The following is an 11,662-nucleotide window of genomic DNA, read 5'->3' on the forward strand; positions in this document are numbered from 1 at the left end:
CCATAGGTCGATTCCGAGATGACGTAGTCGAAGTCGGTCGGCGCTTCGGGATCGGGCTGAAGCAGCTTGGCCTCCGGTCCGACGTCGCCGGAGAGCAGCACGCGCAGCGGGCGTGGCTTGCCATGCTCGGCGATTTCGAGCTCGATGGAGGCCGAGCCGAGCAGATGGCCGGCGTTCCAGTAGCGCGCGCGCACGCCGGGGATCACGTCGGTCCAGCTCTCATAGTCGACCGGGCGAAACGATTGCAACGATGCGATCGCATCGGCCTGCGTGTAGATCGGCGCGACCTGCTTGCGCCCGCGCGAGGCGTTGCGCCGGTTGAGCTGCGTGACCTCCGATTCCTGGATGCTGCCGGCGTCGGGCAGCATGTAGGAGCAGAGATCGATGGTGCCGCGCGTCGCCAGGATCGGTCCCTCGAAGCCGGCGCGCACGAGCTTCGGCAACAGGCCGCTATGGTCGATATGGGCATGCGTCAGCAGCACGGCGTCGATGTCGGCGGGGCGAAACGGAAAGGCGCCGTAGTTCAGCTCCTTCAGCGTCTTCTGGCCCTGGAACAGGCCGCAATCGACCAGGAAGCGGCCCGACGCTGTCTCGAACAGATAGCTCGACCCGGTCACGGTGCGGGCGGCACCGCAAAATCGAACGGTGATGCTCATGGCGTCGTCTCCGGATGATGTGGCGTGGTCAGTTCGGACCGCAACGCGGCTGCAAGAATTTCGTCGAGCGCAATCGCATTGGTCGGATGCGGCACGCTGTCGGTCGAGCGTATCGAGCGGATGCCGGCCTCTGCGAATGCAGGGATCATCGCGGGTGGAAACAGCGCATGCGTCACCACCGCATCGACTGCGGTCGCACCCATCGCCGCCAGAGCCTTCGCCGCGGCGATCAGCGTCGTCCCGGACGAGACGATGTCGTCGACGAGAAGCGCCGGCCGGCCCGAGAGCAGGCCGGGATCGGCAAAGCCGATGGCAACCGAGCGATCGCCGTGCCGAATCTTTCTCGCCACCGTATGCTGCAACCGCAGCCGGCTCGCGACATCGCTCACCCAGGGCTCGGATTCCATGTCGGGTCCGATCACGACGGTTGCGGGGTCGATGCCGCCCGCCGCCAGTGCGTTCGCGATGGCCGGCATGGCGGACAGGTTCTCCGCTTCGATGCCTGGAAAGACGGACCTGATGTCGGGCGTGCGATGCAGATGCGCGTCCACGGTGACGACACGGTTCACGGTCGCTGCAAGCAGATGGCCCATGACACGCTGGCTGATGGCTTCGCCCGCATGGAATGCAGCGTCCTGCCGCATGTAGCAGAGATAGGGCGCGACCAGGACCAGCCGCGTCGCGCCGTTGCGCCGCAGGGCCTCCGCAGCGAACAACAGCGTGATCAGCTTGTCGTTGGGTTGATCGAGCGGGGCGTAGAGGATCGTGGTGTCGGCCGCCGGCGCGACGGCGACGCGCAGCTCGCCGTCTGGAAAGCGATGCACGGCGATTCCGTCGCAGGAAAGCCCGAGCCGCGCCGCAAGGCGCTTCGCCGCATCGCCGGCGCCGGACAATGTCTGGAGCGCGATCGTGCTCACGGCGCCGTCTTGCCCTGCGGCGCCTCGTGACCGTTGACGACATAACCAGTCTGCTCAGCGGCCGCGGCGGCAACCAGATCGTGCTCGGGGCGGTCGAACGTGTAGACGCGATAGAGTGGCTCGCCCTGCTCGACGCGATCGCCGATCTTCTTGAAGAGGCGGATGCCGGCACCCTTGTCCAGCGGCGCGCCGGCGGTGCGGGCGAGGCGGTTCATGCGCAGGCAGTCGATCGCGGACACGATGCCGTCACGCGGTGCCTCCACGTCCAGGCTGAGCGGTCCGAGCTCGCTGCTGCATGTCGATGGCCCCTGTGCGTCGATGATCTTCTGCATCTGCTTCAGCGCCGCGCCGCTGTCGAGCAGCTCGCGCGCCCTCGCATAGCCGGCGCCGCCGCGCAGCTTCGGATCGTATTCCAGGAGATGGGCGGCGAGCCGGAGCGACTTCTCGCGCAGATCGCGCGGCGCACCCGGCTCGTTGCCGAGCACCGCCATGACGTCGTTGGCTTCGAGCACCGGCCCGATGCCGTGGCCGATCGGCTGGCTGCCGTCGGTCGTGATCACCTCGACCGCGCGGCCGAAGCGGTCGCCGACGAACTCGAACAGCTTGCGCAGCCGCATGGCTTCGACGCCGCCGGTGACCTTCGCGGTCGGTCCGACCGGAATGTCGATCAACAGATGGGTCGAGCCTGCCGCGATCTTCTTGGACATGATGGAAGCGACCATCTGCTCGCGCGTATCCAGGCTCAGGGGGCGCTCGACCGAGATCAGGACGTCGTCGGCCGGCGACAGGTTCACGTGTCCGCCCCAGATCAGGCAGCCGTTGCAGGACGAGACGATCGCCTTCATCTCCTCGACACCGATGTTCACCCGCGACAGCACCTCCATCGTGTCGGCCGTGCCGGCGGGCGAGGTGATGGCGCGCGAGGAGGTCTTCGGAATCGGCAGGCCATGAGCGGCGACGATCGGCACCACGACCATCGAGGTGCGGTTGCCGGGGATGCCACCGATGCAATGCTTGTCCACGACGACGGGGGTCGGCCAGACCAATTGCGTGCCGGCCTGCGCCATTGCGCCGGTGAGGGCAAGAAGCTCGTCGCTGGTGATGAAGCTCGCCGATCCGATCAGGAAGGCGGCGATCTCCATGTCGGAGTAGCGATAATGTGCGAGATCGCTGATGATCGCGCCGATCTCGGCCTGGCTCAAGGTTCGTCCGCGGATCTTCGCACGCACCGCTTCCAGACTGTCAGGAGGCGAGGCGGGCCTCACGGTGACCGGCGTCCCGACCACTTCCGCGAAGCGCCGGAACGCCGGTTCGGAGAGGCCGATCTCGTCGGATGTCGCCAGCGTATCGTCGTCCGTGATCAGCAAGGTCGCCAGCAGCACCTTGCCGCCGTGACGAAGCTCGACGCGGCTGAAGCCGCGGAAGAGCTCGGCGCGCAGTGCCTTGGAGTGCCGGGAGACGACGACGACGTTCTCGCGGCCGGTGTCGAGGCGGACGCGGCGGATCTTCAGTTGGGAGTGCGGAAGGTCTGGAGGCATGGACGGACCGGCGGCAGGGAGTTGGACCTCCATGCTTAGACGTCGCAGTCCCGATGCTGTTGACCCAGATCATGGGCCCGAGGTCCGGAAGACGCGCCGCCAGGTGGGGCGCGCCGTGCCTCGGGGCAGGGCCGGCCGTTACTTCATTGCCGAGCTGATCGAGTTGAACTTGTTGTTGAGCAGTACAGCGCCCGTGCTGTTGACGATGGTTACGATTGCCAGAGCGATCCCTGCGGCGATCAGGCCGTACTCGATTGCGGTAGCGCCATTCTCATCGGCAAGAAAGGACCTAAGCAGACGCATTGGCAACTCCCGTTGATCCGATCCGATGGATGGTCGCGTCGTTATCGGACTTGCAAATCGATCGAATAAGTCTTTGTGCGCGCCATAAAGTATCAAACCCGGGCGATCGCGCCTCTGCTGATACGACGGCATCCATTAAATTTAGGTTCCGCCGATCCGTTCAAATGGAGTGAAGTCGGCGGCCCCCGAGGCGCCGCTGCCCTGGCGCAGGGTCCGCAGGGCGGGATTGTGCGGGCCGCTTAACTGATCGTTGAGCCTGTTCGTCGAACGGACCGGCCAGGACGTTGCGCTCATCTTCGGCGACCGTCCGCATTCAGCGCCCGCAACATGGCGATGCGGGCGAACATCACCCAGCCGCCGCCGGTCTCGGCCGCGTTGATCAGGGTCTCGACGGCGGTCTGCCAGTGCGCCTCGTGTTGGGTATCCTCAGGCAGCTGCATGATGTAGTCCGCGGCATCCTGGAGCGTGAGCAGCTTGCGCTTGCTGCTCACGCGTACCGGATCGTCGAACGCCGCCGACCAGGGCATGTCAGGCCGCCGGATCGACGAGAGGAAACATCAGGGCGCGATCGAAAGGGGGAACGGGGCTAGCCGGCCTTCTTCGCCCGCGCCGGCGCGCGCACCGGCTTGTCGGCCTTCTTCGGGGCGTCCTTGGGGGCCTTGGCTGCAGCGTCCTTGCCCTTGCCTGATATCGGCAGCAGCATTTCGCGCTGGCCCTCGACGCGCTTCTTGGGCTTTTTGGCCTTGACGGCCTCCTTGGCGACCTTCGCCGCGGGCCCGGCGTCCTTCTCGCTCGCGATGCTCTTCTTCAGCGCGTCCATCAGATTGATGACGTTGCCGCCGGTCTTCGGTGCGGCCTTGGCGGCGATCGGCATGCCGCTGCGCTTCTTGTTGATGAGATCGATCAGCGCCGTCTCGTAGTGATCCTCGAACAGCTCGGGCTCGAACGCACCCGACTTCTTCTCGACGATGTGCTTTGCGAGGTCGAGCATGTCCCTGGTCAGCTTCACGTCCTGGATGTCGTCGAAATACTCCTTTTCGCTGCGGACCTCGTAGGGGTAGCGCAGCAGCGTGCCCATCAGTCCGTTCTCGAGCGGCTCCAGCGCGATGATGTGCTCGCGGTTGGTCAGCACCACGCGGCCGATCGCGACCTTGTCCATGCTGCGGATGGTCTCGCGGATCACTGCATAGGCGTCATGGCCGACCTTGCCGTCCGGCACGAGATAATAGGGGCGGATCAGATAGCGGTTGTCGATGTCGGCCTTGGGCACGAACTCGTCGATCTCGATCGTGTGGGTGGAGTCGAGCGCGATGTCGTCGAGCTCGTCCTTGGTGACCTCGATATAGGTATCGGTGTCGACCTTGTAGCCCTTGACGATGTCGTCGGAAGTCACCTCGTCCCCGGTCTCGGCGTCGACCTTGAGGTACTTGATGCGGTGGCCGGTCTTGCGATTGATCTGGTTGAACGAGACCTTCTCGGTATCGGAAGTGGCCGGATAGAGCGCGACCGGGCAGGTCACGAGCGACAGACGCAGAAAACCCTTCCAATTGGCGCGGGGGGCCATGGGCTACTCCAGACGCAACAGAGGACAAGCTTTGAGGATAACATTGCCGAGGTGCGAATCCTAGCAACCGTCGGCGCGGAATCTCGCAACGGCGTTAATCGCCGCCTGCGCCGTCTTGGCCCGGCGCCTCGATGGTTCGGAACATCGCCCGAGATCACGCGTTGCCCCGCCAACTAAGACACCGCGAGGAAGTCGCGGCTACCTGACGCGACAGCCACAGATTGAGGACACCATGGCAACCACACGAGAGCAGAAGCGCATCGTGGAAACTCCGACCGAGGCGCGCCAAGGCGAGCCCGGGCCCTCCGTGGCGGCGCTGCTCGCCATCTCGACCGGGCTGGCAATCCTGATCCTCGCCGTCGTCTGGTTCGTGTTCTTCCGGACCTGATGGCCGGACCGGACGACCGGATCCTCGACTCGCCGCTGGATGCGGCAAATTGCGCCCGCCACGCCCCGGCTCGTCCCGCGGCATGGCGGGCGCAGTCGCATTGGCTTGCGCAAGGCTCATATGACCAAAAAGTAAGGTAGGCCGGTTCCCCGCGTTCATATTCAGTTCACGCCGGAATTGCTCATCTCTATGGCATCGTGAAGCTTGTTCTTGCAGCCTTTGGAGAGAGCCGTGCGCCTGCTCGTTGTTGAGGATGACCCCGATCTCAATCGCCAGCTCACCAAGGCGCTGACCGACGCCGGCTATGTCGTCGATCGGGCGTTCGATGGGGAGGAGGGGCATTATCTCGGCGACAACGAGCCCTATGACGCCGTGGTGCTCGACATCGGCCTGCCCAAAAAGGACGGCATCTCGGTGCTGGAGGCCTGGCGCCGCAACGGCCGCACCATGCCGGTGCTGATCCTCACCGCACGCGATCGTTGGAGCGACAAGGTGCAGGGTTTCGATGCCGGCGCCGACGATTATGTCGCAAAGCCGTTCCACCTGGAGGAGGTGCTGGCCCGCATCCGCGCCCTGCTGCGCCGCTCGACCGGCCACGCCCAGAGCGAATTGACCTGCGGCCCCGTGACGCTCGACACCCGAACCGGCCGGGTCAGCGTATCCGGCAATCCCATCAAAATGACCTCGCACGAATATCGGCTCCTGGCCTACCTGATGCACCATTCGGGACGGGTGGTCTCCCGCACCGAGCTGGTCGAGCATCTCTATGACCAGGATTTCGACCGCGACTCCAACACCATCGAGGTCTTTGTCGGCCGCATCCGCAAGAAGCTCGACGTCGACATCATCCAGACCGTCCGCGGCCTCGGCTATCTCCTGACCCCGCCGGCCGCTTGATGCGTTGCGGGGCTTGACGGGCAGCCCGACAGGGGCCTTGGTCCCGTCATGACCGCCGACGCCTTGAGATTCTCCGCCTCCCCGGATCGCTCCGATGGCTGCTAGCTCGCTTGCCAACCGGCTGTTCCTGTCGGCGACTGTCTGGCTCGTGGTGATCCTGGCCGTCACGGGTGTCGTGTTGTCGTCCGTCTACAAGGACGCAACCGAGCGCGCCTTCGACCGGCGGCTCAATCTCTACCTCCGCACGCTCATCGCGGAGGTCGCGACCCCCGACGAGCCGCCCGACCGCCAGTTCCAGTCGCTCGGCGAGCCCCTGTTCGAGCTGCCGCTGTCCGGCTGGTACTGGCAGATCACGCGCACTGACACCGAGAAGCCCGAAGTGCGCTCCTCGCGCTCGCTCTGGGACAAGAAGTTGCCGAAGCTGGAAGAGCAGGGCGCCGAGCTCACCGCCGCCGGCATCCGCCTCGCCTATGTCGACGGGCCCGAAGGGCAGAATCTGCGGATGGTGGAACGGCCGGTCGATCTCGGTGCCGACGGCAAATTTCTCGTGAGCGTCGCCGGCGACGACACCGAGATCTTCGACGAGACGCGCAGCTTCGACTATTATCTCGGCGGCACCTTCACCGCGCTCGGCATCGTCCTGCTGCTGACGACCGTGTTCCAGGTCCGCTTCGGCCTTGCCCCGCTCAAGCGCATCTCTGAATCGATCGCCGACATCCGCTCCGGGCGGGCGGAGCGTCTGGAAGGTGAATTTCCGGTCGAGATCGCGCCTTTGGCGCGCGAGACCAATGCGCTGATCGACGCCAATCGCGAGATCGTAGAGCGCGCGCGCACCCATGTCGGCAATCTCGCCCATGCGATCAAGACGCCGCTCTCGGTCATCGTCAACGAGGCCGGCGCCCATGCGGCCGATCCGTTCGCGGAAAAGGTGATGGAGCAGGCGCACGTGATGCGCGACCAGGTCGCCCATCATCTGGAGCGCGCCCGCATCGCCGCGCGGGTCTCGGTGGTTGCGACCGTGACGGAGGTGGCGCCTGCCATCGAGGCGCTGCGGCGGACCATGGAGAAGATCCATCGCGACCGGGGCATCGTGGTCGAGGCCAAGGCCGATCCGTCCGCGAAGTTCCGGGGTGAGCGGCAGGATTTGGAGGAGATGGTCGGCAATCTCGTCGACAATGCCTGCAAATGGGCCGCCTCGCGCGTCTTGATCGAGGCGCTGGCGGAGCCGCCGCATCAGGCCGGCGCCGGCCCGCGTTTGCGGATCATCGTCGACGACGACGGCCGCGGCCTGTCGGAAGCGGAGCGGGCCCAGGTCGCCCGGCGCGGCCAGCGGCTCGACGAGTCCAAGCCCGGGTCGGGCCTGGGCCTCTCGATCGTGACCGACCTCGCCGCCCTCTATGGCGGCAGCCTGTCGCTCGGCAGCGCGCCGACCGGGGGCCTGCGCGCCGAGCTGGTCCTTCCGGGACTGTAATCCCTTGATACGATGTGAATTTTGGGCGATCGATGTTCCCGGACAGCGAAATCGCGGCCGTTCGAGCCGGCTTCCTAAACGGCTTCTTAAGTTGGCACCTCCTATGATCGCACCGGACCCATCCCATGTCCGCCATTTTACCGTGCATGACCCGGGCGCATGAGCCAGACATCGATCGAGCGGCTGAGGGACTATCTCGCGCAGCTCCCGCCGCAGTCGCAGGCGCTGCTGATGCGGGAGTTCGAGCGAGCGCTGGAGCGTGGCCAGGAAACAGCGGTCGCAACCCTCGTCCTCGAGCAACTGCGCAAGATCGTGCGCAAGAGCGAAGCCGATGAAGCGCCGCCGCCGCGGACAGACGATCTGTCGCGGCTGCTGTTCCAGGTCTTGGAACCGTTCCTGGTCGAGGCGGGCACCCCGATCCGGGCCGGCCAGATTCGCCGCTCCTCGCTGCAGCCGATCTGGCAGTGGCTCGGCCGTGACGGTGCGCCTGACAAGGTAGTCGAATTCGAGGCGGCGCTGGCGCGCATGCCCGCCGATGCTGCAGGCCAGGTCGAGGCCTTGGCGCAGAAGCTCCAAGCGGTGGCGGCGGATGCGATTTTCGAGCTGACCGGTCCCGGCGGCGGCGACAAGACGCGCGCGCTGGCAAGGGTCGGCCCACCCAACGTGATCGAGGATCTCTATTCGATCGGAGCGGTGCTCCAGGTCCGGGACGCCATCGCCGCGCTGAGCGAGAAGCTGCCGCGCTTCCTGCGCGCTTTCGGGGAGTCCCAGATCGCGTCGGTGACGTCGGCGCTCAACATTCCCGTGCTCCAGACCCCGCAGATGCTGCCCTTCGCGCTGTCGATGGTGGTGCAACGAATGAGCGCACCGTGGCAGATCATCCGCCTTGCCATCAAGATTGCCGCCTCCGATGACGAGATCCGCGTCGCGGCAACGCCCTATGGCGTTGCCGTCACGATCGCGCTGCATGATTTGTCCTGCGTTGCCGCGATGCTTCGCATGGACATCAAGCGCAGTCATTTCGAGAATGTCGCCGACAATCTCAAGACGCTGCACGACGGCGTGCGCGGCCTGCGCACCGAGCTCGACCTGCGCAACGATTCTGCCCGGGGCAAGCAGTTGACCTCGATCCGGGCCGACATCTCCAATGCGCTGCAATCCGAGATCGACAGCGTTCCGGGCCGCGTCCGCCGCATCCTGCGCCAGCGTCCCGAGAAGGACATCCCGCCGGGCGCGCGGATCGACAGCACCGAGGTCGAGGAAGCGGTGGCGTTGATCGACTTCGTCGCGACCTGCCGCAACTATGCAAGCGAGCTTGCGATCAACGAGGTGACGCTGCGCACCTATTCCGATCTCCAGCAATACGTGGAACGGTCGACCGAGCAGCTGGTGCAGGCGCTGCGCGCAGCCGATCACAAGGTCCGCGCCTATCGGCAGCAGCAGGTGCAGGCCGCGATCCGCTTCTGCCAGGTGCTGTTTGGCGACGATTACGCCTCGCTGATGAGCCGGGCCGCCGAAAACGCCCTCACAGGCGAACGCAAATCGTCGCGCGCCAGCTGATTCAGGCGAAATTTTCGTGATCACAATTTCTGGTTGACGGTGCCGACGTCGCACCGTACGGTCCCCGTGCAAGTCTGGGAATTTATGTTTGTAGGCCCATGAAACCCGTTATCAGCTCCATCGAGATCGAGAACCGCGTTATCGTGGCCAAGTATCGAAGGCTGATGGTGGGGGCCAAGGTGGTGCTGGTCGAGAAGACGAGCGATCGGCAGGTTCCGGAGACCATCACGCGGGTTGCATCTCCGGTTCCGGTCGGAGCGTTGCGCATCAGATTGCCGGACGTCGTCAAGCCGGGAACATACTTCCTGAAGGCCTTCAACGGGCGTGGCGAGGATGCGGCGCAAAGCGCGGACTTCGAGATCGGCTAAGTCGTTGGATTTTCAATTCTTCGGGACGGCATGCCACGCAGCGCTTTGACAATTGTCAATTGCCGCATTGTCCGGCCGTGGTGTAAAGGCACCTATAGGCGCGGTTCGTGCGCTGCCGGAAGCTTGCCAGATGACTCTATGGTTCGTGTTCGCGCTGATGACGGTCGCGGCGATTTTCGCCGTGCTCTGGCCGCTTGGCCGCAGTAGCGGCGCGCAAGATCAAGGCAGCGAGGTCGCGGTCTACAAGGACCAGTTGGCCGAGGTCGAGCGTGACCTCGCCGCAGGACTGATTCCGGCGCCGGAGGCCGAGGCTGCGCGCGTCGAGATCAGCCGCAGGCTGCTCGCGGCGGCAGCCAGCGAGCCCGCAATGGCGCCGAAGTCGAACCTCAAATGGCGCCGTGCGGCGGCCGTGCTGGCGCTCGCCGGCCTGCCGCTCGTTGCGGTCGCCGTCTACATGCCGCTCGGCTCACCCAAGCTTCAGGACTTTCCCCTGGCGCAGCGGGAGCGCGGGTCGGGCATGGCGCAATCGCTCGAGAACCTCGTCGTTCAGGTCGAGCAGCATCTGGAGAAGAATCCGACCGACGGGCGCGGCTGGAACGTGCTCGCGCCGGTTCTGGAGCGGCTCGGCCGCTTCGACGACGCCGTGCGCGCCTATCGCAACTCGCTCACCTACAATGGTGAGAGCGCGGAGCGCCGGTCCGATCTCGGCGAAGCGATGTCGGCTGCCGCCGGCGGCGTGGTGACGGCCGAGGCCAAGGCCGAATTCGAGCGAGCACACGCCTTGAACGCGGACGATCCCAAGGCGAACTACTTTCTCGGTCTTGCCGCCGAACAGGACGGCCGCAAGGACGATGCGGCCAATATCTGGCACGCGCTGCTTGCGAAGGCGCCTGCGGATGCGCCGTGGCGTGTCCTGGTGCAGTCTTCGCTCGCGCGGGTCGGCGGGGGCGGTGCGATGCCGGCGTTGTCCGATGAGACGATTGCTGCCACCAAGGACATGGCCGAGGGCGATCGCAATGCCATGGTGCGCGGCATGGTCGATCGCCTGGCCACGCGGCTGAAGCAGAACGGCGACGACGTCGAGGGATGGCTACGCCTGGTGCGCGCCTATCTCGTGATGGGCGAGCGCGACAAGGCGATGGGGGCCTCGGCCGATGCCCGGCAGGCGGTCGCCAGCGACGCCGAGCGGCTGCGCCAGCTCAACGAAGGCCTGAAGACCCTCGGGGTCGGCGGATGACGGATTCAGGACGAGAGATGCGGGGAACGGGTACGCCATGACGCGCAAGCAGCGACGTATGACCATCATCGGCGGCTCGCTCGCCGTGCTCGCGCTCGCGGCCGCGCTGGTGCTCAACGCATTGCGCGACTCCATCGTGTTCTTCTCGACGCCGACCATGGTCGCCGAAAAGCAGATCGAGCCCGGCAAGCGGTTTCGCCTCGGCGGCCTGGTGCAGCCCGGCTCTCTGCAGCGCGGCGACAATCTCGCGGTGACCTTCGAGGTCGCCGATGGCGGAGCCAGGCTGCCGGTCGCCTACAAGGGCATCCTGCCCGACCTGTTCCGCGAAGGGCAGGGCGTGGTCGCCGAAGGTGCGCTCGACTCGAGCGGCGTGTTCAAGGCCGATACCGTCCTTGCCAAGCACGACGAGACCTACATGCCCAAGGAGGTCGCCGATGCCCTGAAGAAGCAGGGGCACTGGAAGGACGATTACGGCGCCCAGAGTTCCGGCGCCGCCAAACCCGCGGCGACGACCGCGCAAGGCAATCCGCAAGGAGCGGTGCGGTGATCGCGGAATCTGGACATTACGCACTGGTGCTGGCGCTGGGACTGGCACTGATCCAGTCCGTCGTGCCCCTGATCGGCGCGCGCCTGGGTGACGCCGCGCTGATGAATGTGGCGCGCTCCACCGCGCTGGCGCAGCTGCTGTTCGTCGGCGCCTCGTTCACGGCGCTGGTGATGCTGCATGTGAACTCGGATTTCTCCGTCGCCAACGTCTACGAGA

At 65.7% G+C, this 11,662-nt stretch carries 13 protein-coding genes and 1 pseudogene; 8 read left to right on the forward strand and 6 right to left on the reverse strand.

Features of this window, described 5'->3' with window-relative positions; translation table 11 throughout:
- The 6 genes from JHD07_RS10790 to JHD07_RS10815 form a co-directional block, all read right to left on the reverse strand.
- On the reverse strand, positions 1–656 hold a 656-nt coding region (locus JHD07_RS10790), incomplete at its 3' end, for an MBL fold metallo-hydrolase (protein ID WP_291621800.1).
- Entirely contained in the window at positions 653–1,573 is a 921-nt protein-coding gene (locus JHD07_RS10795; RefSeq protein ID WP_291621802.1) for a ribose-phosphate diphosphokinase, read from the reverse strand. The genes JHD07_RS10795 and JHD07_RS10790, both read right to left, overlap by 4 nt.
- Entirely contained in the window at positions 1,570–3,111 is a 1,542-nt protein-coding gene (locus JHD07_RS10800; RefSeq protein ID WP_291621833.1) for a thymidine phosphorylase family protein, read from the reverse strand. Before JHD07_RS10800 ends, JHD07_RS10795 begins: the two co-directional genes overlap by 4 nt.
- Positions 3,112–3,249: 138 nt before the next feature.
- Positions 3,250–3,414: a Flp family type IVb pilin gene (locus JHD07_RS10805; RefSeq protein ID WP_291621804.1), complete on the reverse strand. Its 165-nt coding sequence runs from the start codon at positions 3,412–3,414 to the stop codon at positions 3,250–3,252.
- A 290-nt stretch (positions 3,415–3,704) separates the two neighbouring features.
- Entirely contained in the window at positions 3,705–3,941 is a 237-nt protein-coding gene (locus tag JHD07_RS10810) for a hypothetical protein (protein ID WP_291621806.1), read from the reverse strand.
- Between the two features lie 59 nt (positions 3,942–4,000).
- Positions 4,001–4,978, reverse strand: coding sequence for a Ku protein (locus JHD07_RS10815; RefSeq protein WP_291621808.1), 978 nt, complete (start codon positions 4,976–4,978; stop codon positions 4,001–4,003).
- A gap of 232 nt (positions 4,979–5,210) precedes the next feature.
- Between JHD07_RS10815 and JHD07_RS10820 the strand changes: the two genes are divergently transcribed.
- The 8 genes and pseudogenes from JHD07_RS10820 to JHD07_RS10855 form a co-directional block, all read left to right on the forward strand.
- Positions 5,211–5,366: a hypothetical protein gene (locus JHD07_RS10820; RefSeq protein WP_196232375.1), complete on the forward strand. Its 156-nt coding sequence runs from the start codon at positions 5,211–5,213 to the stop codon at positions 5,364–5,366.
- A gap of 231 nt (positions 5,367–5,597) precedes the next feature.
- A complete protein-coding gene (locus tag JHD07_RS10825; protein WP_291621810.1) occupies positions 5,598–6,263 on the forward strand; it encodes a response regulator transcription factor in 666 nt (221 codons plus the stop codon).
- 94 nt (positions 6,264–6,357) lie between these two features.
- Positions 6,358–7,734, forward strand: coding sequence for a sensor histidine kinase (locus JHD07_RS10830; protein WP_291621812.1), 1,377 nt, complete (start codon positions 6,358–6,360; stop codon positions 7,732–7,734).
- 159 nt (positions 7,735–7,893) lie between these two features.
- On the forward strand, positions 7,894–9,294 hold the full coding sequence (locus JHD07_RS10835; RefSeq protein WP_291621814.1) for a hypothetical protein: 1,401 nt from the start codon (positions 7,894–7,896) through the stop codon (positions 9,292–9,294).
- A 98-nt stretch (positions 9,295–9,392) separates the two neighbouring features.
- Positions 9,393–9,662: a hypothetical protein gene (locus JHD07_RS10840; RefSeq protein ID WP_291621816.1), complete on the forward strand. Its 270-nt coding sequence runs from the start codon at positions 9,393–9,395 to the stop codon at positions 9,660–9,662.
- 130 nt (positions 9,663–9,792) lie between these two features.
- On the forward strand, positions 9,793–10,899 hold the full coding sequence (gene ccmI / locus JHD07_RS10845; RefSeq protein ID WP_291621818.1) for a c-type cytochrome biogenesis protein CcmI: 1,107 nt from the start codon (positions 9,793–9,795) through the stop codon (positions 10,897–10,899).
- A 37-nt stretch (positions 10,900–10,936) separates the two neighbouring features.
- Positions 10,937–11,446, forward strand: coding sequence for a cytochrome c maturation protein CcmE (gene ccmE / locus JHD07_RS10850; protein ID WP_291621820.1), 510 nt, complete (start codon positions 10,937–10,939; stop codon positions 11,444–11,446).
- Positions 11,443–11,662 (forward strand): annotated as a pseudogene (locus JHD07_RS10855) (heme lyase NrfEFG subunit NrfE); the annotation flags it as partial. The gene ccmE and the pseudogene JHD07_RS10855, both read left to right, overlap by 4 nt.

It is taken from the genome of Bradyrhizobium sp. (assembly GCF_016462955.1).
GTDB lineage: Bacteria > Pseudomonadota > Alphaproteobacteria > Rhizobiales > Xanthobacteraceae > Bradyrhizobium.